The sequence below is a fragment of the Nonomuraea polychroma genome (assembly GCF_004011505.1).
Classification (GTDB): Bacteria; Actinomycetota; Actinomycetes; order Streptosporangiales; family Streptosporangiaceae; genus Nonomuraea; species Nonomuraea polychroma.
Genome location: NZ_SAUN01000001.1, coordinates 2,611,946 through 2,632,216, shown reverse-complemented (window position 1 = coordinate 2,632,216; position 20,271 = coordinate 2,611,946). Strand labels below are relative to the sequence as shown.

The 20,271-nt window shown below is 70.6% G+C and carries 18 protein-coding genes; 4 read left to right on the top strand and 14 right to left on the bottom strand.

Going from position 1 to position 20,271, the window contains the following annotated elements; genetic code table 11:
• Window positions 1-693: 693 nt before the first annotated feature.
• Window positions 694-1,434, bottom strand: coding sequence for an LLM class flavin-dependent oxidoreductase (locus tag EDD27_RS11615; RefSeq protein WP_241563978.1), 741 nt, complete (start codon window positions 1,432-1,434; stop codon window positions 694-696).
• A 635-nt stretch (window positions 1,435-2,069) separates the two neighbouring features.
• Between EDD27_RS11615 and EDD27_RS11610 the strand changes: the two genes are divergently transcribed.
• Window positions 2,070-3,494 (top strand): RtcB family protein, encoded by a 1,425-nt coding sequence (locus EDD27_RS11610; protein WP_277750704.1) that lies wholly within the window; start codon window positions 2,070-2,072, stop codon window positions 3,492-3,494.
• 26 nt (window positions 3,495-3,520) lie between these two features.
• Here the strand turns inward: EDD27_RS11610 and EDD27_RS11605 are convergent, their stop codons facing one another.
• On the bottom strand, window positions 3,521-3,922 hold the full coding sequence (locus tag EDD27_RS11605) for an archease (RefSeq protein WP_127932418.1): 402 nt from the start codon (window positions 3,920-3,922) through the stop codon (window positions 3,521-3,523).
• A 120-nt stretch (window positions 3,923-4,042) separates the two neighbouring features.
• Here EDD27_RS11605 and EDD27_RS11600 point away from each other — a divergent pair, with 120 nt between their 5' ends.
• Together EDD27_RS11600 and EDD27_RS11595 are read left to right on the top strand one after the other, a co-directional pair.
• Complete coding sequence (locus EDD27_RS11600; protein WP_127932417.1) at window positions 4,043-4,693, top strand: hypothetical protein; 651 nt, start codon at window positions 4,043-4,045, stop codon at window positions 4,691-4,693.
• 133 nt (window positions 4,694-4,826) lie between these two features.
• Complete coding sequence (locus EDD27_RS11595; protein WP_206641364.1) at window positions 4,827-5,210, top strand: hypothetical protein; 384 nt, start codon at window positions 4,827-4,829, stop codon at window positions 5,208-5,210.
• Between the two features lie 102 nt (window positions 5,211-5,312).
• On the opposite strand, the gene chrA is transcribed toward EDD27_RS11595, so the two are convergent.
• The 12 genes from chrA to EDD27_RS11535 form a co-directional block, all read right to left on the bottom strand.
• Window positions 5,313-6,668: a chromate efflux transporter gene (gene chrA / locus EDD27_RS11590; RefSeq protein ID WP_127932416.1), complete on the bottom strand. Its 1,356-nt coding sequence runs from the start codon at window positions 6,666-6,668 to the stop codon at window positions 5,313-5,315.
• A gap of 43 nt (window positions 6,669-6,711) precedes the next feature.
• A complete protein-coding gene (locus EDD27_RS11585; protein ID WP_127932415.1) occupies window positions 6,712-7,143 on the bottom strand; it encodes a chromate resistance protein ChrB domain-containing protein in 432 nt (143 codons plus the stop codon).
• Complete coding sequence (locus tag EDD27_RS11580; protein WP_206641363.1) at window positions 7,140-7,637, bottom strand: Chromate resistance protein ChrB; 498 nt, start codon at window positions 7,635-7,637, stop codon at window positions 7,140-7,142. Before EDD27_RS11580 ends, EDD27_RS11585 begins: the two co-directional genes overlap by 4 nt.
• 86 nt (window positions 7,638-7,723) lie before the next feature.
• Window positions 7,724-9,259 (bottom strand): amylo-alpha-1,6-glucosidase, encoded by a 1,536-nt coding sequence (locus EDD27_RS11575; protein WP_127932414.1) that lies wholly within the window; start codon window positions 9,257-9,259, stop codon window positions 7,724-7,726.
• A complete protein-coding gene (locus EDD27_RS11570) occupies window positions 9,259-10,080 on the bottom strand; it encodes a carbohydrate ABC transporter permease (protein ID WP_127932413.1) in 822 nt (273 codons plus the stop codon). The genes EDD27_RS11575 and EDD27_RS11570 overlap by 1 nt, the downstream gene beginning before the upstream one ends.
• 10 nt (window positions 10,081-10,090) lie before the next feature.
• On the bottom strand, window positions 10,091-11,017 hold the full coding sequence (locus EDD27_RS11565; protein ID WP_127932412.1) for a carbohydrate ABC transporter permease: 927 nt from the start codon (window positions 11,015-11,017) through the stop codon (window positions 10,091-10,093).
• Between the two features lie 2 nt (window positions 11,018-11,019).
• Window positions 11,020-12,303, bottom strand: coding sequence for an ABC transporter substrate-binding protein (locus tag EDD27_RS11560; RefSeq protein WP_127932411.1), 1,284 nt, complete (start codon window positions 12,301-12,303; stop codon window positions 11,020-11,022).
• 57 nt (window positions 12,304-12,360) lie between these two features.
• Window positions 12,361-13,122, bottom strand: coding sequence for an SDR family NAD(P)-dependent oxidoreductase (locus EDD27_RS11555; protein ID WP_127932410.1), 762 nt, complete (start codon window positions 13,120-13,122; stop codon window positions 12,361-12,363).
• Window positions 13,119-14,348, bottom strand: coding sequence for an ATP-NAD kinase family protein (locus EDD27_RS11550; RefSeq protein WP_127932409.1), 1,230 nt, complete (start codon window positions 14,346-14,348; stop codon window positions 13,119-13,121). Before EDD27_RS11550 ends, EDD27_RS11555 begins: the two co-directional genes overlap by 4 nt.
• On the bottom strand, window positions 14,345-15,886 hold the full coding sequence (gene gcvPB, locus EDD27_RS11545; protein ID WP_127932408.1) for an aminomethyl-transferring glycine dehydrogenase subunit GcvPB: 1,542 nt from the start codon (window positions 15,884-15,886) through the stop codon (window positions 14,345-14,347). The genes EDD27_RS11550 and gcvPB overlap by 4 nt, the downstream gene beginning before the upstream one ends.
• Window positions 15,883-17,208 carry an aminomethyl-transferring glycine dehydrogenase subunit GcvPA gene (gene gcvPA / locus EDD27_RS11540; RefSeq protein WP_127932407.1) on the bottom strand — a complete coding sequence of 442 codons (1,326 nt, stop codon included), beginning with the start codon at window positions 17,206-17,208 and terminating at the stop codon, window positions 15,883-15,885. The genes gcvPB and gcvPA overlap by 4 nt, the downstream gene beginning before the upstream one ends.
• Window positions 17,205-19,175 carry a beta-galactosidase gene (locus EDD27_RS11535; protein ID WP_127932406.1) on the bottom strand — a complete coding sequence of 657 codons (1,971 nt, stop codon included), beginning with the start codon at window positions 19,173-19,175 and terminating at the stop codon, window positions 17,205-17,207. Before EDD27_RS11535 ends, gcvPA begins: the two co-directional genes overlap by 4 nt.
• 107 nt (window positions 19,176-19,282) lie before the next feature.
• On the opposite strand from EDD27_RS11535, the gene EDD27_RS11530 reads away from it, so the two are divergent.
• Window positions 19,283-19,930, top strand: a complete 648-nt coding sequence (locus EDD27_RS11530) for a GntR family transcriptional regulator (protein WP_127932405.1) — start codon at window positions 19,283-19,285, stop codon at window positions 19,928-19,930.
• Window positions 19,931-20,271: the final 341 nt, after the last annotated feature.

Sequence of the window (20,271 nt, the reverse complement as noted above, 5' to 3'; positions counted from 1 at the left end):
ATCCGCGGGACTGAGCGCCGAAGGCGTCACCACCATGAAGGCGTGGCGCAACTGCGCCGCGGACACGCGGATCGAAGGCAGCGGCTCCTACCGGCTCGGCGGCGGATGCATCGCGAGGCAGATGCTGGCTCTTCTGTACGACGGCATCACGCCGGGCAACCATGGCTGGCGGCACCATTTCGCGCCACCTACGAGCCGTGACCGGCTCCGCCAACACGATCGACGCCGGCGCCGGAGCCTAGCGCGACTGTTCCTCCGTTTCGGGGAGAGTCCGCCTATTCGTCGATCTCACCGTCTATGGACGTCCTGTCAGGGCCTGAGAGGCCGGTCGACCTTGCGAGGCTTGCCCGATGCGCCTCGTACAGCAACGGAACGACACTCTTGGATATCTCGCTCGTGTACTCCGGGAGTTCCTGGCCGAGAGCCAACGCTTCGACGAGAGGCGTAACGGCTTCGCCATGTCGTTCTGCTTGGCTTAACGTCCACCCATGCACAACAAGATCCTGCACGTAGTCATATAGGTGCACGGCGCGTTTGCTCAACGAGCAATCGTTCTCTTTTCAGAGAGCTCCCGTCAAATCAGGCGACGCAATTCTCGGCACCCACACCCTTGGCGCTGGGCCTGGACAACGAGAGTCGGCAACCGTTCTACGCAGTTGGCCCGGCCGCGCCGGGGCCTCCGGGGCGCGATCGTCAATCCTTGCCGACCACGGAGCCGACCTCGGCGGCCATCCGTACGAATCCCTCAGGGTCGGGCTCATCGCGCGCAGGCTCGAGCACCACGTGATCGGCGCCGGCCCGGGCCCGCTCCCGCGCCATCTCAACGGCCGCTTCCCGGTCGTTGCCGTGAATCTGGACGTAGGAGATCAACAGGTGCCGCTCCGTACGGCCCGACGCCTCCGCGCCCTCGTCCACAAGCTGCCGCGCCTGCCGTACCAGGTCAAGGGGCATGCCAGCGTGCAGGATGGTGCCATCGGCCGCCTCCCCGGCGAGCCGCAGCGTGCGCGGTCCCGAGGCGGCGGCGAGCACCAGCGGCGGCGTGGGCGGCGGCCAGCCGAGGGCAACCGCGTCGAGCTGAACGTACCGGCCCCGCGTGGTGACCTCCTGGCCACGCAGCAGCGCACCGAGCACGTCGAGATGCTCGCGTAGGAGCGTCAGCGGCGATTCCACCCGCTCCCCCACCTGCGCCATCCAGTCCTGCACCCCATGCCCGACACCCACCGATACCCGGCCAGGGAAAAGCCGGTGCAAAGTGGCGATCTCCATGGCCGTCAGGGCGACGTTGCGCAGCGGCACGGGCAACACCCCGATCCCGACGCGCAACCGGTCGGTCCAGGCCAGCGCGGCCGCCGCGGCGGCGATCCCGCTCTCCAGGAAGCAGTCCTCCCAGAGCCACAGCTCCTCCAGGCCCGCTTCATCGGCCGCACGGGCCACAGAGCGCAAGCGCTCTGGCGGGTTTTGGGGGCGAAAAATCGCGCCGATTACCGTCATGATGAGATCATCCCCAATCGCCCTGACTTACGCACGACATCCCGCCAAGCCATCGGCGTCGCCGCCGGGGGATCCGCCGAGCCGGTCGCGGGCCTCCAGCCGCCCGCCGCCCTCGCAAGGCGACCCGGGCCGCCCGCCGCGCCCGCCGCACCCGAACCGACCCGCACCCCCGCCCAGAGACGCGGGACAGATCCAAGAACCGGCCCACCTCGAAACGCCCCACCCGCGCTTCAAAGACCTCCAGCCGTGTGCCCGACCGGCGCACGGCGCCCGCCCCACTCCCCACCGGGAATGGACAGCGTCCGGCGGGCCAAGCACCCCAGACGACCCGCCCACCCGCGGAACGTACAGGTCTTGCACGCGATCCTCACCACCGGACCGGCTTCCACCACGTCGCGGCCACCCCCGTACTCCTCCTGGGAGACTACGCAGGCGGCCCGCCAGGCCGCGCCCACCCGATTTGCCCGAAATCCTCAGGTCAACACAGAGAATCGCAGACGCTCACCTGGCATCGGCGGCGTTCTCCGGCGGGTGTGTGGGTAGGCGGGGCGGGAGGGCGAGACGGCAAGGTGACTGTGATGGTGCAACTGGTCGAGGAGCGGCCGTACCGGTGGCGGATCGAGCCCGAGGGCGGCATGCGGGTGCCGGGCGTGGTCTTCGCGACCCGGGAGCTGCTGCCGGACCCGTCGGAGGATCAGGCGCTGGCCCAGGTCGCGGCGGTGGCGACGCTGCGCGGGATCGTGGAGGCCGCCTACGCGATGCCCGACATGCACTGGGGGTACGGGTTCCCGATCGGCGGCGTGGCGGCCACCGACGTGGCCGCGGGCGGGGTGGTCTCGCCGGGCGGGGTGGGGTTCGACATCTCCTGCGGCGTCCGGCTGCTGCTCGCCGACCTGCACGTGGACGACCTGCGGCCACGCCTGGACAAGCTGATGGACGCCCTCGACGTGTCGGTCCCGCGCGGCATGCGCAAGGGCGCGGTGTGGCGGCTGCACAGCCAGGCCGAGCTGGAGAACATCCTGGCCGGCGGCGCCCGGTACGCCGTCGAGCGCGGCCACGGCGAGCCCGGCGACCTGGAGCGCTGCGAGGACCGGGGCGCGGTGGCCGACGCCGATCCGGCCGGAATCGGCTCCCGGGCGCGGGAGCGCGGCCTGCAGCAGGTCGGCAGCCTCGGCTCGGGCAACCATTTCCTGGAGGTCGAGGCCGTCGCCGACGTGTACGACGAGGAGATCGCCGAGGCGTACGGGCTGTGGCAGGGCCGGGTGTGCGTGATGATCCACACGGGGTCGCGCGGGCTGGGCCACCAGATCTGCACCGACGCCGTGAAGACCATGCAGGCGGCGATGACCAGGTACGGCATCAGCGTGCCTGACCGGCAGCTGGCCTGTGCGCCGGTCGAGTCGCACGAGGGACGGGCCTACCTCGCGGCGATGGCGGCGGCCGCCAACTACGGCAGGGCCAACCGGCAACTGCTCGGCCAGGCCGCGCGCCAGGCCTTCGACCGCGTCACGGGCCACGGCGACCTGACCCTGCTGTACGACGTGTCGCACAACCTCGCCAAGCTGGAGACCCACCAGGTGGACGGCGGGACGCGGCGGCTGTGCGTGCACCGCAAGGGCGCGACGCTGGCGCTGCCCCCCGGCCACGCGGACCTGCCGCCCGACCTGCGGCCGGTCGGGCAGCCGGTGCTGGTGCCTGGGTCTATGGGGGTGGGGTCGTACGTGCTGGCCGGAGTGCCGGGCGGGCCGGCGTTCGCTTCGGCCTGCCATGGGGCCGGTCGTCGGCTGAGCCGCCACCAGGCGGTCAAGACCACCAGTGCGGCCACCTTGAGGGCCGAGCTGGAGCGTGCCGGGATCGCCGTGCGCGGGGCGTCGGCGCGCGGGCTGACCGAGGAGACGCCGCAGGCGTACAAGGACCTGGACGCGGTGGTCGAGGTCTGCGTACAGGCGGGCCTGGCGCGCAAAGTGGCCAAGCTGGCGCCCGTCGGCGTCGTGAAGGGCTAGCCGCTCACCGTGCAGGTCCCGTGGGGCTAGACGTCGACCACGACGTGTGCCCGCCATGTCCCGTCCGTCTCCCCGAAGCGCACGTCGTGCGCGGTCACCGCCTTCGGCATGGCGCCGACCTGCTCCACCGACTCCGCCGGGACGGTGGCCAGCCGCAGCCCGGCCGCGCCGGGCGACACGTCCACGACCAGGCGGCCGTGCACCTCGATCTGGTAGATCACCTCTTGCAGCACCTCGACGAGCAGGTCCTCGTCACTCTGCACCGTCACCGTGACGTCCACGCCGTCCCCCGGCGGCGCGTCCCGGATGTCGGCGAAGCTCTCGACCAGGCCACGCACGGCCTCGGCCAGGCATTCCTCGCGGCTGTCCGCCCACGCCTCCACCGCGATGTCCGCGGTGTGCGGCATCGCGCGATGGCCTCCGCTCATATCGCCACTCCAGCAGCAAGCCGCTGTGCCGGGAATCCTCTCGCCGTCAAGGGTTCCCCTCGTTTCGGCCCGTAGTCGGCACGGGCGTTTGCCGCATCGGCCGCGGGTAGGCGGCACGGCATGATGGACGTCGATGAGAAGCGCCGCCTGGTCCGGGGGCTGTTGCGCGAGGTGGGACGCGGTTTCGCCGAGCCGCACGGGTTCCCGGTGACCAACAGCCCGGGACGGCTGTTCCAGCTGCTCTACCTGTCGATATTGCTGCGCCGCAGCAACGACTACCACGTGGCGGTGGAGGCGGCCCAGCGTCTGCGCGACCGGTGGGACACTGCGCAGAAGCTGGCGGCCTCGCCGTACGAGAAGCGGGTCCAACTCCTCGGCAAGGGCGTGCGGCGGGGCACCGCCGAGGTCCTCGGTGAGCTGGCCCAGACCGTGGCCGGCCGCTATCGGGGCGACCTGCGCCGACTGCGTACCGAAGCGCGGCGGGACCCCGTCCGGGAGCGGGCGCTGCTGGAGGAGCTCCCCGGTGTGGACGGCAAGGTCGTGGACCTGTTCTTCCGCGAGGCCCAGATCCTGTGGAAGGAGGTGTCGCCGTTCGCCGATCCGCAGGCGCTGTCCGCGGCGCGCAAGCTCGGGCTGGGCCGCACCCCCGAAGACCTGGCCGAGCTGGCGGAGTATGAGGAGTCCGAGCAGTTCGGGTGGCTGGTCGGCGCGCTCGCCCAGATCGATCTGGACCACCGCCACGAGGAGATCCGCGCCCTCGCCGGTCGGTGAATGGCGCCGGACTCCTACCGTACGCGCACGACCACGCGCGGATTCACGATCATCGCCGAGGGCCTGTTCGGTAACGTCCCAGAACGCGAGGCTTCGCTCGCGTTCTGGCGAAGGTCATCTGTACGCTGTGGACGTGACTACTGAACCCGCGCGCGACGCCGCGTCGTCGCGCACCCCCGGCGTGGGCAGTCGGCCGAAGAGGATCGCCTGGGGCGCTCTCGCACTGTTCCTGGCCGCGTTCGCCGTTTTCGAGAGCCAGAAGTACGGCCTTCCGACCACGGCCGCCGCGCTGGTGTTCTTCGTGTTCCCCGATCTGACGCGGCTCGCCGGGGTCCGCCCGCCCGGCGCTCTCTACCAGGCCGTGAACCGCGTGTGGATCCCGCTCGTGGTGCTGGTCGGCTACACCCTCGGGCCGATCGTGTGGCCGCCGCTCTTCACGGCCGGCCTGGGCTGGCTCACCCGCATCGCTTTCGATCGGATGCTCGGGCGCTGGCTTGATCCGCGCAGCCCGGCTTAGCCTGTGCCGAGGCCGGCAAGGCCACCCTGCCGGGCTCCGACGCACAACGCCGCGCCGCACGGCTCGATATCAACAAACGGCTCATGATCGTGCGAAGGCGGGTCAGGGGAGCAGGACCGTGGCCATGCCGAGCACGGCGCAGATGCCCAGGATGCGCAGCATCGGCCACTTGAGGACAAACGTCATGACGAGCGCGGCCACGGTGATCGTGAAGGCGATCGGGCTGAGGGTGGCGAGCTCGGGGAGCTGGATCGTGAACGGCCCCCACGCCCAGGTGAAGGTGCGGGCGAACAGGGTGTGCTCGGCGAAGTACAGCGCCAGGTTGGCGATGACGCCGACGACGGCGGCGGTGATGCCGGTCAGGGCGGCGCTGATGGCGGTGTTGTGGCGCAGCCGCTCCACGTAGGGGGCGCCGAGGAAGATGAACAGGAAGCAGGGCACGAAGGTGACCCAGGTGGTCAGCAGCGCGCCCAGCAGCGCACCGGCCCACGGGGTCAGGGCGCCGGGGTCACGGTAGGCGCCGAGGAAGGCGACGAACTGCACCACCATGATGAGCGGGCCTGGTGTGGTCTCGGCCAGGGCCAGGCCACGCACCATCTCCCCGGGCGTGAGCCAGGCATATGTCTCGACTGCCCGCTGGGCGACGAAGGCGAGCACCGCGTAGGCGCCGCCGAAGGTGACCAGGGCGGTGCCGGAGAAGAACAGGCCTTGGGTGGTGAAGACGCTGTCGGTTCCCAGCAGCAGGGCGACGGCGGCCACCGGCAGCCACCACGCGGCCAGACCGACCGCGAGGATCTTGCCCGCGGAGCGCCGGCTCGGCGGGGCGTGGTGCAGGGCGTCATCGGAGATCAGCGGAGCGGGCCCGCCCTCGCCGCCGTGCCCGTTGCCTTTCGTGAAGATGTGGGGAGCCAGCCTGTGCACGGTCCAGCCAACGACCGCGGCGACGGCGATGACGACGGGGAACGGCACGCCGAACAGCGCCAGCGCGGCGAAGGCGACCACCGCGACGGCGACGAACAGCGGGTGAGTGAGCGAACGTTTCGCGACCCGGATGACGGCCTGCGCGACAATGGCCAGGACCGCCGGGGCGATCCCGGCGAACAGCGCCGTCACCACGGCGGTGTCCCGCCAGATGACGTAGACGGCCGACAGGGCCAGCAGCGCAAGCATGCCGGGCAGGACGAACAGGGTGCCCGCCACCAGGCCGCCGCGGGTGCCGTTCAGCAGCCAGCCCACGTAGATGGCCAGTTGCTGGGCCTCTGGGCCGGGCAGCAGCATGCAGTAGTTCAAGGCGTGGTTGAAGCGCTGCTGACCGATCCAGCGCTTCTCTTCCACGAGCGTGCGCTGCATGACGGCGATCTGCCCGGCCGGGCCGCCGAAGGTCTGCAGCGAGATCAGAAACCAGGCGCGTACGGCTTGCCGGAACGGGATCACATCGCGTGACACGTCAGTCGTCATCTGGGCCTCATCAGGGGAATGGTGGCCAGTGGGCCGGTCTGGGTCATGCCGGCTCTCGCCCCAGCAGCAGCGCCCGCCGGTGGAACTCATACAGCCCGTCGAAGATGGGCCCGGAGATCTCCAGGACGCGCTCGTCGCCGCAGATCATCGACAGGCCCCGCAGCACCACGTCCAGGCCGCGCGCCTCGGGCGCGTCATAGCGCTCATCGTCGATGTCGGCCTCGTGCACGATCTCGGCGAGCTTCCACAGCACCGGATCGTCAAGCTCGTAGCGGCGCAGGATCGTCTCGAAGCTGCAGTCGTCACCGTGGTGCGACAGCTCAGCCCCGCGCATGTCGAACGCGGTCGCATCGGCGGGCACCAATGCCGGGTCGTCGACGAACACGAACTCGGGCTCAGGGTCGATGTGGCGGCGGATCAGCCAGGCACAGGCCGCCCGGTCGATGTGTACGCCGGCGCGGGTGGCCCACCTCATCGCACGGCCTCCGATGCGACAGCGTCGGCCAGGGCCCGCACCGCCCGCTGCGCCGCGTCCCGTTCGGCGGGCGGGAAGTAGTCGCGGCGGCCGATCCTGCGCAGCTCGGCCTGCAGCCGCTTGACCACCCGGCTGCGCTCACCGGGGCGGGCCTGAGCGGCGTCCTCGGCCTGTTCGATCACGGACCGGTACTCGGCGGCGCGCGCCCGCCGCATCTCGGCCGCGAGGGCCTTCTCCTGCGCGACGTTGCCGGCCGTGGCCAGCCAGACGGTCGAGGAGCCGCCGACCTCGCCGATCTCCTCGGCGATCCACTCCAGCTGCTCCCGGGTACGGGCGTCGGCCGGCAGCGCCACCAGCCCATCACCGAGCCGCGCCACGCCGAGCCGGTCCAGCTTGCGCCAGATCGTGATGCGCAACGTCGACGGCTGGCGCGGAATCCGGTAGGCCAGCAGCACCCACTGCCCTGCCGTGTCTCTCGCTGCGGTGTCCTCCACGACGACCCCTCCTTCATGCAACCCTGGTTACAGTAACTGTGGTTGCATTGATATGGCAATCGCCGACGCCCTGTGGTGGGATCCGGTCAGCCCTCCTGGGCGAGGTCCAGGAAGAGGGCGGCCGACCAGCCGAAGGCGGTCGTCGCACGGCCCGCGCGGCGGCCGGTCAGCGAGTTCCAGTATTCGTGGAGACCGCCACCGTCGCGGACCATGGCCAGCGTGCGCTCGCGTAATTCGGCGGCCGTCCCCTGATGCCCCGAGCGGCGCAGGCCGTCGATGAGCAGGTAGTTGACGTTCAGCCAGACCGGTCCGCGCCACATGGCCTCGGGGTCGAATCTCGGGTCGTCGAAGGCGACGGTCGGTACCGGGTGCTCGGCCCAGAAGCTGGGCGAGCGTAGGTCGGCGACGAGCCGGTCCGCGATCCCTGCGGGGAGCCTCCCGGTGAAGAGCGGCATCAACTCCAGCGGGGTGCGCACGCCCGCCTCGCGCCCGCCGACCACGGTGGCGAACCTCGTGCCGTTCCACCGGCGCGCGATCACGCGGTCCACCAGCGCCTGCGCCCTGGCTCGCCACGGTACGGCATCCTTGCCGAGCGCCTGCGCGATATCGCCCAGGCGGTCGTACTGGAGAGCGAGGTAGGCGTTCAGGTCGGGCGGCTCGGCGCGGGGGCCGGCGTCCCAGATGGGGCTGTCGTCCAGGCCGGACGAGTACGGGTGCAGGTACTCGGCCAGGCCGTCGCCGTCCGGGTCGGAGTGCCTGAACCACCACTCCTGGGAGCGGGCCAGCGGCTCGTAGACCTCGGCGAGGAAGGCGGGGTCGGGGTTCACCTCGTGGATCTTCCACACCGCCCAGGCGGTGAGCGGCGGCTTGGTGACGGGGACGACGTCCCCGATCGGCTCGCCGCCCACGTGGGCGGCCAACCTGACGAGGTCGGAGCGGGGCAGGTCGGTGGTCTCGGCCAGTACGCCGTGGTCGTGGACCACGTCGGGGATCAGACCGTCGGGGCGCTGGTTGTCGAGCAGGATGCGGATCTGCTCCCTGGCCAAAACGGGGTCGGCGTGCCGGAGCGCGATGGCGTGGAAGTAGGAGTCCCAGTTCCACAGGCCGACGTAGCCGTTCTTGGAGGGGACGAGTGCCTCTCGGTCCTGGATCCGCACCACGTTCACCGCCAGCGTCCACCACGCGTCCTCCGCTCGTTCGCGCAGGTCCGCGGGCACGGCGGGCATGCGGGAGAACCAGTCACGCCACCGTGCGGCGGCCGCGCCGAGCACCGCCGCCGCGTCGTGCGTCGCCCGATCCGGGCCGACGAGGGTGACGCAGCCGTCGATGTCGGCCTCGCCGCCGTCCCACACGGCCCGCGCGCCCGCACCGGTCAGGACGAGCGTGTCCGGTCCCGCGAAGGCCATGGCCACGCCGGCCGCGAACTCCACGCGGTCCGGCAGCACCCGCAGCACCGGCAGCTCGCCGCTCCCCGACAGGATCCGCAGGCCGGTGAGCACGGTCGCGTCGGCGAGCCTGGTCTCGTACAGGGCTCTGGCGATCCAGAGCGAGCCGTCGTCCGCCGCCATCACCAGCAGCCGCGAGCCGCAGTCGGTGAACGGGCGTTCGCGAAGGTCCGGCATCAGCGACCTCCCAGGCCGGAAGCGGCCATCGAGTTGATGATCTTCCGCTGGCCGACGAGGAAGGCGATGAGCGTCGGCACGACGGCGATCGCGGAGGCGGCCAGGATGAGCCCGTAGTCCACGGCCGTGCGCTGGCCCGAGAACTGGCTGAGCAGCAGCGGCACCGTGGCCAGCTCGGGCGAGTTCAGGAAGATCAGCGGGAAGAAGAAGGCGTTCCAGGACGCCAGGAAGGCGATGATGCCGAGTGCGCCAAGGCCGGGGCGGATGTTCGGCAGCACGACGTGCCAGAAGCAGCGCCAGCGGCTCGCCCCGTCGATCCTGGCGGCCTCCTCCAGTTCCACGGGGACGGCCCTGATGAACTGGCGCAGCAGGAACACCGCGAACGGGTTCGCGATGGTCGGCACGATGAGCGACAGGTGCGAGTCGATCCAGCCGAACCTGGCCAGCATCAGGTAGAGCGGCACGACCGTCACCTGCGCGGGCACCATTTGGGTGGCCAGGAACACCACGAACAGCGCACCTGAGCCGCGGAACCTGATCCGGGCGAAGGCGTAGGCGGCCATGGCCGAGGTCAGCAGCGTGAGCGTGACGTTCAGCACGGCGATGTAGAAGCTGTTCCAGTACGCGGTTCCGAACGGCATCGCCCCGAGCGCGTCGGGGTAGTTCTCCCAGCGCCACGGGTGGGGCAGCCAGTCGAGCGGGTTGTTCAGCATCTGCCGCACGCCCTTGAACGACGTCAGCAGCATCCAGACGAACGGGAACAGCATCGCCAGCCCGCCGAGAGAGAGCGCGGCGTGCAGGGCTACCTGCCTGGGTCGCATCCCGGCCCCCTCACGAGTCGTAGTGGACGAGGCGCTTTTGCGCCGCGAACTGGACGAGCGTCACGAGCAGCGTCAGGACCAGGAGGATCAGCGCGGCCGCGCTGCTCATGCCGAACCGGAAGTCCTTGAAGCCCAGCTCGTAGACCTGGTAGACGATCGTCCTCGCGCCCTCGTTGTCCGCCGGGTCCACCAGCACGTAGATCTGGTCGAAGGCCTGGAACGAGCTGATCACCGCGACGACAGTGGAGAAGAAGATCGTCGGCGAGAGCAGCGGCAGCGTGACCGAGCGGAAGATCCGCAGGCTGCCCGCGCCGTCCATGCGGGCGGCCTCGACGATCTGCGGCGGGATGGTCTGGAGCCCGGCCAGGAAGATCACCACGTTGAGGCCGAGCGACGACCAGATCGTCACGACGGCGACGGCCACGATCACCCAGCCGGGGCCGCCGAGCCAGTCGGGGGCGCTGATGCCGAACCAGCGCTCCAGCGACGCGTTCAGCACGCCGTAGTCGTCGCCGGCCAGGATGATCTGCCACATCAGCGCGACGGCCACCGAACTGGTGACCACCGGGAGGAAGTACAGCACCCGGTAGAAGCCACCGCCCTTGACGTTGTTCAGCGCGACCGCGATGAGCAGCGCGAGGCCGAGCCCGAAGGGCACGGTCAGCAGCGCCAGCTTGACCGTGTTCCAGACCGCCAGCCCGAACTCGGGATCGGAGAGCTGGGCGGCGAAGTTGTCGAAGCCGACCCATTCCTTCTGCCCGAGCCCGTCCCAGCGCATGAACGCCAGCACAACGGCGAAGCCGAGTGGGAAGGCGAGGAACACCAGCAGCGCGGCGACCTGCGGCGCGAGGAAGAACGCGGCCCACCAGCCGTCGCGGTTGCGCACGGACCGCGCCCGGTGGACCGTGCGGGGCCGGGCCCGCGTGAGGACGGTCACGGCTAGCCCAGCTTGCCGTCGACGAGCTTCTGGAGCTGGGTCATGCCCTCGTCGAAGCCAACCTTACCGGTCCACACCTTCATCAGGTGCTCGTTGATGTCGGCGGTGAGGCCGGGCACGGCGACCTCCTCGGGGTAGTTCGCGAAGCCGGTGTCGCGCACGTCGAGGAAGGTCTGGGCGTGGGCGGGGTAGCCGCCGGCGAGGACGATCTGCTCGGCGCCCTTCACGGACGGCACGGCACCGCCGTCCTTGAGCCTGATGAGCTGGCCATCCTTGCTGACGAACTCGGTGAGGAAGGTGTACGCCTGCTCGGGCAGCTTGGTGTCCTTGTTGAGCGCCAGGTAGGAGGCGGCCACCGCGCCGGGCATGGGTTGGCCGGTCTGCGAGGGGAACGGCACGATGTCGTAGTCGTCCAGCTCGCCGCCCTTCTTCAGGGAGTCGATCATCCACCGGCCGCCGGCGTAGAAGCCGGCCTTGTGCTTGAGGAACTGCGTGCTCGGGCCGTTGCTGTCGGGCAGCAGGTCTGCGCTGAGGAAGGTCTTGTCCTGGTAGCCCTTGGCCAGAGCCTGCAGGGCCGCGCGTGCCTTGAGGTCAGTGGTGGCGACGAACTTGCCGCCGTCCCAGACCTTCCCGCCGAAGCCGTTGATCATGGAGTACGTGGAGCCGTACCAGTTCCAGAAGATCGACCCGGCCTTGCCCGCGGCCTTGAGCTTGGCGTTCATGTCGAGGTACGTGGCCATGGTCCACCGTCCGGCCTCGTTGAGCGCGGCGGGGTCCTCGGTGATCCCGGCGTCCTTGAGCGCCTTCTTGTCGAACCAGAGCACCTCGGGGTTGGTGTCGTTGGGGACACCGTAGATCTGGCCGTCCTTCTTGGCGCCGCCGTAGATGCCCTCGAAGAAGTCCTCGGGCTTGCTCTTGGAGGAGGGGCCGGCCAGCTTGTCGTTGAGCGGTGTGAGCACCCCGGCGGAGACGAACTTGCCGATGTTGTCGTCGCCCACGAAGAACACGTCGGGGGCGGTCTTGCTGGTGAGCTGGGCGAGCAGTTTGGGGTGGTAGTCCTCGTACTTGGCGACCGGCTCCAGCTTGAGCTTGATGTCGGGGTGGCGCTTCTCGAAGTTCTCGGTGAACTTCTCGTAGAGCTTGATGTCCTCGGCCGATCCCCATGTGGACCAGCGGATGGTGACCTGGCCCGATCCGCTGCTCATGCCCGGGACGTTCCCGCCACTGCCGCTGCACGCGGTCGTCGCGACGGCGAGGATGCCCAGGACTGCCAGGGCACGGTTCATGGTCGGCTCCTTCGGGGGTTGCGTGGGGGGTGTGGGTGAGGCGGGTGGATCGGAGTGTCAGGCGAGCCCGCCGCCGTCGACGACGAGGGCGGACCCGGTGATGTAGCTGGCCGCGTCACTGGCCAGGAAGAGCACGGCCTGGGCGATCTCGTCCGGGGTGCCCGCGCGACCCATCGGCCGGTCTGCCGCGTCGGACTTGAAGGCGGCCCAGTCCTCACCTAGCTGGCGGGCCTCGTCGCGCAGCATGGGCGTGTCGGTGTCGCCGGGGTTGACGGAGTTGACCCGGATGCCCGCCTTGGCGTGGTCGATGGCGAGCGCGCGGGTCATGTTGACCACGGCCGCCTTGGAGGCGCAGTACGAGATGGCGTTGCCGCCGCCTTTGAGGCCCCATCCCGACCCTGTGTTCACGATCGAGCCGCCCTGGCTCATCGCGGGGATGGCGTGCTTGCACATGAGGAACACCGAACGGACGTTGACCGCCATGACGCGGTCCCACTCGTCGACGTCGAGGTCGAGCGCGGTAGTGCGGCGGATGATGCCCGCGTTGTTGAACAGGACGTGCAGGCCGCCGAAGGTCTCGACGGCGGCGCCGACGACGCGTCGGCAGTCCTCGGGGTCGGAAACGTCGGCCCGCACCGCCACAGCGGTCGCGTCTCCCGTCTCGGCGACGATCTGCGCCACGGTGGCGTCCGCGCCGGCCGCATCGATGTCAGCGACCACCACCCGGGCGCCCTCCCTGGCGAAGAGCAGGGCGGTGGCCCGCCCGATGCCCGAGGCGCCGCCCGTGACGATCGCAACCTTGCCTTCGAGCGTCTTCATCCGTCGAACTCCTCACTTGCCGCACAAATGCGATAAATCGTGCTTTCGCGGTATCCAGTGATCACCTGGACGTGCCCGCCGAGCTTCTTGTCGAGGTCCTCGTCGCCGCTGTCGGCCAGCAGCGGCCGTCCCTTCAGCGCCGCGAGCTTCTGCTGGGTGGCCAGGACGAGCAGCCGCTCGCTCGAGCCGGAGCCGTCCTTCTGGCCCCCATTGAGCACCGCGTCCAGCACCCGGGGCGACACCTGCTGATTCCCGCGCCCCAGCACGAACCCCTGCCCGCCGATGACCGACAGAACCAGCACCGACTCCTTGCCGCTGACCAGGCCGAACAGCTCGGTCTCCGCGACGTCCGCCGCCACCAGACGGCCGCCACGACCGCCCTCGGGCGCGCGTTCGACCACGTCCACGCCGAGCAGCGTGGTGGCGAGGCCCAGCGCACGGCCGACGGCCCGCGTGGTCGCGCCCGGCCCGAGAACGTAACGGACGCCGGGCCACATCCTGGCCACGACCTCCCGTGCGACGCCCTCGGCTGTGGCGGGCGCCACGCCGGACGACCCGGCCTTGCGCCCCGACAGCGCGGCGCGGACGGCGGGGACGCGCAGGCTGCCGTACAGCCGGGGGCTGACCAGGCCGCGGCGGTAGGCGTCCTCGTCGAGATCCACCACCTCGGCCTCGGCCGTGCGCGCCGGGTCGAACTCCGCCGCGACGAATCCGGCGGCGGCCGGGCTGACGGCAAAGCAGCCGGAGTACACCTTCACCCCGGCCGGGACGCCCAACACGGGCGGCGCCTGGCCACCGAGCGCGCGGACCGCGTCGAGCACGTCGCGTGCCGTCCCGTCGCCGCCCGCGAACAGCAGCAGGTCCACCCCTGCCAGCGCGGCCACGGCGCGCCGCGTGTCCTCCGCGCTCGTCCCGGCGGCGGACCAGCCGGAAGACGCCCCGGCAGATCTGTCAACGGACAGTGTCCGGACCAGGCCGCACGGGACCCCGGAGGCGCGCGCGCTGTCCTCGCCCATCGGGCCCGGCGCCGTGACCACCCGGGTGCCGGGACAGCGGGCCATCAGCGTGCGGACAGCACGCGCCGCCCGCTCGCCGGCCCGGGGCGTGGCACCCCTGGCCAGGGCCGCGCGCTGCACCTCCACGCCGTCGCTGCCTTTGAGCCCGGCCGCGCCGCCGAGACCGGCGACGGGGTTGACGACCAGCCCGACCACCGCCGCGCCCGTCATGACAGGTGCTTGCGGACGTAGGCGCGCCAGGTGGGAGCCCACTCCTTGGGGTCGTCGAGCGGTGTCATGTCGATCTTGTGGACGGTCTGGTTGTACGGCGCCCCCTTGACGAACTCGGGATCGCGCCGCGCCTCTTCGGCCACGTGCGCCAGGATGAGCGCGTACTCGTCGAGGTCCTCCTTCGAGTACGACTCCGTGGGCTCCAGCGTGAACGGCTCGGGCACCACGTACGGGTGGTGGCTGGTCCAGTAGTGCACCCCGAAGTCGGCGGCTCTGACGCCGATCTCCTCCGAATGCACCCCGGTCTGCTCCGACAGCTCCTGCCACGAGTAGCGCACCTGCTCGACCCTGCGCCTGTCCCACGGTGCGGACGCGCCCGGGATCTGCAGGATCTTGTGCATCAGGTAGTTGTTGTTGAGTACGGCCGTCTCGGCGACCTGCCGCAGGCCCTCGGCGCCGAGGGCCATGATCCAGGCGTAGGCGCGCACGATGTTCGGGGTGACGCCGAGGAACGGCCGCACCTTGCCGATGGAGGCGGGCGGCGTCTCCAGGCGGTAGGACTCGCCGTCGAAGGCGACGACCGGGCCGGGCAGGAACGGCGCCAGGTCCTCCGAGACGCCGCACGCCCCCGCCGCGGGGCCGCCGCAGGCGTGCGGCGTGGAGAACGTCTTGTGCAGGTTGAAGTGGCACAGGTCGAATCCGGCGTCGCGAGCGCGGGTGATGCCGAGGATGCCGTTGGCGTTCGCCTGGTCGTAGCAGGCCAGGCCGCCTGCCGCGTGCACCAGGTCCACGAACTCCCTGATCCGGGGGTTGAAGATCCCGGTGTCCTCCGGGTTGGTGATCATCAGTGCGGCGGTGCGCGGGCCGACGGCGGCGCGCAACGCCTCGATGTCGGGCAGGCCTTCGGCGTCCGGCATCAGGGTGATGACCTCGTAGCCCGCGGTCTTGGCGCAGGCCGCGTTCGAGGGGTGGGAGAACATCGTGGTGATCACCTGGTCACGGCGCGCCTCGCCGCGGGCCGCGTGGTACGCGCGGATCATGGCGATGTTGGCGTAGATGGCTGCCGACCCGGAGCCCGGCTGGAGTGAGACCCGCGCCATGCCGGAGATCTCCCCCAGCATGCGCTCGAGCCGCCAGTAGATCTCCAGCACGCCTTGCACGGTGTCCTCGTGCTGGAGCGGGTGCAGCTCGGCGATGGCGGCGGCGAACCTGTCGTTGACCTTGGGGCTGTACTTCATCGTGCAGGTGCCCTGCCCGACGTCGATGTTGAGGTCGACGCCCAGGTTCTCCTGCGACAGCCGCAGGTAGTGTCGCAGCACGTGCAGCTGGGACATCTCGGGCAGCTTCGGCGGCTGGGCGCGGCTCACGGAGTCGGGCAGCTCGACGCGGGGCGCGCCGGGCTCGGGCACGGCGATGCCTCGGCGGCCGGGCGCGGACAGCTCGAAGATGATCGGCTCGTCCCAGCGCGCCTGGTGGAAGCGGCGCAGCGGCGGCTTCGGCGTGACGGGGAGCTCCCCGAAGGACTCCGTGGTGTTCACAGCGTCTCCTGTACGGCTGCGGCGAGCAGGTCGATGTCGGCGATGGAGTGGCGTTCGGTCACACAGACCAGGACCGTACGGTCGTCGAGTGCGACTCCGCCGTAGATGCCGCGCTCGCGCAGCCCGTCAAGCAGGGCAGCGCTGGAGGGCACCTCGATGGCGAACTCGCGGAAGTGGATCGCGTCGCGGTGCAGCACCGTGACCGACGCGGCCAGGGCGTCCATGGCGTATCGGGTGCGGGCCAGGATCGTCTCGCCCAGATCCCGGATGCCTTGTGGGCCCATGAGCGCCAGATAGACCCCGGCCGTGATGCCCCAAAGGGCGGCGGCTGTACCGACCCACTCCTTGCCCTCCTCGCGGTGCGCGAAGGAGGTGCGGTCGTAGTAGACGTCGCCGAAGCCGTACTCGCCGGGCACCTTCGTGGGTGCGATGCCGAACAGCCGGGACGGGAACTCCGCGACCAGCGGCTCGTGGTCTTGGGTGGCGATGTAGCCGGCGTGGCCGCCGCCGTGGCTTTGATGCATACCGAGCGACTGGATGTCGCCGCAGGCGATGTCCGCGCGGTAGGAGGCGGGCGGTGCCAGCACGCCGAGGGAGATCGGGTCGGCACCGACCACGAGCAGCGCGCCGTGCGCGTGCGCCAGGTCGGCCAGCTCGCGGCCGCGCGTCTCGACGACGCCGTAGACGTTCGGGGTCTCCAGGTAGATCGCGGCGTAGGAGTCATCGAACGCCTCGACCGTGATCTCGCCGCCCTCCCCCACTGGAGCCAGGACGATCTCGATGTCGGGGGCGAGGAAGTCGCGCAGCTTGCTCATTTTGTCGGCGCTGACGGCGGCGCTGAGGAGGACCTTCGAGCGCTCGGTGTAGCGGCACGCCATGCGCAGGGCGGTGCCGGCCGCCTGGAAGCCGTCGTAGGTCGGGACGTTGACGACATCCATCTCCAGCAGTTCGCCCATCATGCTGACGTACTCGAACAGGGCCTGGAAGCGGCCGTGGTCCTCGTACGGCTCGCCGGCGTACGCGGTGAGGAACTCGCTCCTCGCGTTCACCTCGTCACACACCGCCGGGACGTGGTGCGGGTAGCAGCCGTGGCCGAGGAAGCTCAGCGCCTGCTCCGTGTCGGTGACGCGGTCCAGCAGACCTTTCATGTGGCGTACCAGGTCGTGTTCCGCCGTGAGCGGCGCGGGCAGATCTAGCGGCCGGGCCAGGCGCAGCTCCGCGGGAATGTCGGCGTAGAAGTCCTCTACGCTCGACGCGCCGATCGCGGCGAGCATCTCGGCCCGCACGCCGGATTCGGCGTTCGGTATGTACGGGTGCGTCACGTGTCTCCTTCGATCCTGAGCACTACGGCGTCACGCGGGGCGAGTTCGATGTCGCCGCGCAGGCGGGTCTGGGTGAGCAGGTCCGTGCCGGGGTGCGGCAGCATGACCCGCTGCCGGGTGGTCGTGTGGTTGAGCAGGAAGAGGTGGCGCCGGCGGCGGACGGCCTCCACGCCCGCGGGCACCTCAACGGCCGCGACGCCCCCGAGCACCTCGCCGAGCACGGGCGTCACGTCGTCGAGCAGGCAGCTGACGTAGGTGGCGTTGCCCTTGCGGGTGATCGCGGGCAGGCCGTCGAGGTCGCCGCCCTCGTACGTGGCCAGCACCGCCGCGGGATCGTCGCCGTCGAGGCGCACCCACTCCGTCCAGGTCCTGGCCACGCCGGTGGCGCCGCCCGCGTACCGCACCGGCTGGATCGCGTCGTCGGTGAGCGGCCAGAACTCGTCGATCGAGACGCCGAGCAGGTCGCGCAGCGGGCCGGGCGCGCCGCCGTCGTGGACGCGGTCGGCGGCGTCCACGACGCCGCTGAACGGGCCGACCACCAGATCGCCGGTGACGGACGCCAGCCTCCCGGCCTGCTCCTGCGTGCACAGGTAGAGATTCGGGACGATCACCACGCGGTAGCCGGACAGGTCGCGGTCTGGCGGCGCGAGATCGACCGTGATGCCGCGGGCGCGCAGCGGCGCGTACCAGGCGAGCAGCAGGTCCTTGAGCTTGAGCCGGTTGGACGGCATCGACTCCGGCGCCTCCAGGCCCCACCAGCTGTCCCAGCCAATGACGAGTGCCACCTCGGCGTGCGTGCCCGTGCCCGCGACCTCCGCGAGCCGCCGCAGGTCGGAGCCGAGGCGGAGGGTGTCCTGCCAGCCGCGCGTGCGCGTGCCGCCGTGCGGGAGGAGGGCCGAGTGGAACTTCTCCGGGCCGTACTTGGCCTGACGCCACTGGAAGAACATCACGCCGTCGGCGCCGTGCGCCACCGCCTGAAGGCTGTGCAGCCGCATCATGCCGGGCGGTTTGGGGACGTTCACCTCGCGCCACGACACCGCCGACGGTGCCGACTCCAGCAGCAGCCAGGGGCGCCCCTTGAGCGAGCGCATCAGGTCGTAGCTGAGCGCGACCGCCACGTGCGACTGCCCGTCGGCCGGGTCGGGATAGGCGTCGTCGCTCACCAGATCCTCGGCCGCGGCCCACGCCCAGTAGTCGAGGCCGTGCAGGATGCTCATGAAATTCGTGGTGACGGGAACGTCCGGGGTCATCACGCGCAGCACGTCACGCTCGGCCGAGAACAGCTCCAGGAGCGCGTCGCTGCAGAAGCGGCGCCAGTCGAGGAGCTGGGCCGGGTTGATCGGGCCTGGCGCCTTGCGCGGCGGCTCGATGTGGCCGAACGCGGTGTAGTGCTGGCCCCAGCAGGACGTGCCCCAGGCGGCGTTCAGCGACTCGATCGTGCCGTAGCGGGCCTCCAGCCAGGCGCCGAAGTGCCGGGCCGACTCCGGGCAGAAGCACTCCAGCGTATGGTCGGCGTACTCGTTGCCGACGTGCCACATGGCCAGGGCGGGATGGCCGCCATACCGCTCGGCCATGGCCGTGGCCAGCCGCACGGCGTTCTCGCGGAAGACCGGCGAACTGGGGCAGTAGCCCTGGCGCGAGCCGAACTCCAGCCGCACCCCCTGCGCGTCGACCGGCATGACCTCTGGGTGGTCGCGGACCAGCCACGGAGGTGGGGTCGCGGTCGCGGTGGCGAGGTCGGCCGCGATGCCATGCTCGTGCAGCAGGTCGAGGACGCGGTCGAGCCAGCCGAAGTCGTACGCGCCCGGCCGCGGCTCCAGCCGCGACCACGAGAAGACCGCGACGGTGACCATGGTGACCCCGGCCTCGGACATGAGCCGCATGTCCTCGGCCCAGACCTCCTCGGGCCACTGCTCGGGGTTGTAGTCGCCGCCGAACAGCAGCCCGGGCACGCGGGTCAGGCTCACTCCTGCTCCCTTGTCAGACGGTGTATTATGTATTCAGAATTCATAGTGCAGTATTTTGTATCGCGTCAAGCGGTAGGCTTGGCCCGGCCGAACAGCGAAGGAGCGTCATGCCCATCGAGCGGCGACCGCTGCGCGAGCAGATCAGGGAAGAGCTACTGACCAGGCTCGACCGGGGCGACTTCGCCGCGGGCACCGACATCAACGAGGCCGCACTCGCGGCGGAGTTGGGCGTCAGCCGCACACCCCTGCGCGAGGCGCTCATCACCCTCGCGGGCGAGGGCGTGCTGGAGAGCAACCAGGGTCGCGGCTTCAGGTTCGCGCCAGTGACCCGCAAGGAGTTCCGCGAGCTGTGCGAGATCGTCGCGGCGCTGGAGTCGCTGGCACTCGACTGCTCCGACCCCGCCCACCTGCGCCGCATCGCGCCCAAGCTGCTGACGATGGCCCAGGAGTTCCCCGACCGGATCGCGGAGCAGCAGGAGATAGAGCGTCACGACGACGAGTGGCACGACCTGCTGCTGAGCGGCTGCCGCAACGAGCGGCTGCTCGACCTCATCACCAGCGTCAAGGCGGGGATGCGGCGCTACGCCCACCTGCTGGCGGGCGACGACACCCCACTGGAGCGGGAGGCGACCGAGCATCGCCGGGTGGCCGAACTGCTCATCGCCGGAGACCTTCCCAAGGCCGCACAGGCCCTGCGCGACAATTGGGTCAATGGCATGGCGCGCATGATGTCCCGCATCCCCTCGGCCGATTAGCCCAGCAGGCCCACGGGAACCTCCTCGGGCCGTCCTTCCTCACCTTTGCACCGGCAGCTCGACGAGCCGGCCGACGCGGCCCGAGAGCGGTCCGACGTGATCGCGGAACGGGCGCTCACCATCGGCGGCGTCCCGGACGGGCGCGCGGCCACCGTGGCCACCAGCGACCGCCTGCCTGTCGTGCCGCTCGGCCCGCTCAACGATCGGGATGTCGTCAAGTTCTTCTGTGACACCCTGGCCGCCGTCATGCCACGCCGCGCAGCGCGATCTCCGCCACGGCCGACGCCGGCCCGGTTCGCAGGACGCGCTGTTGGCGGCGGCCCGCGGTCTTCGAAAAGCAC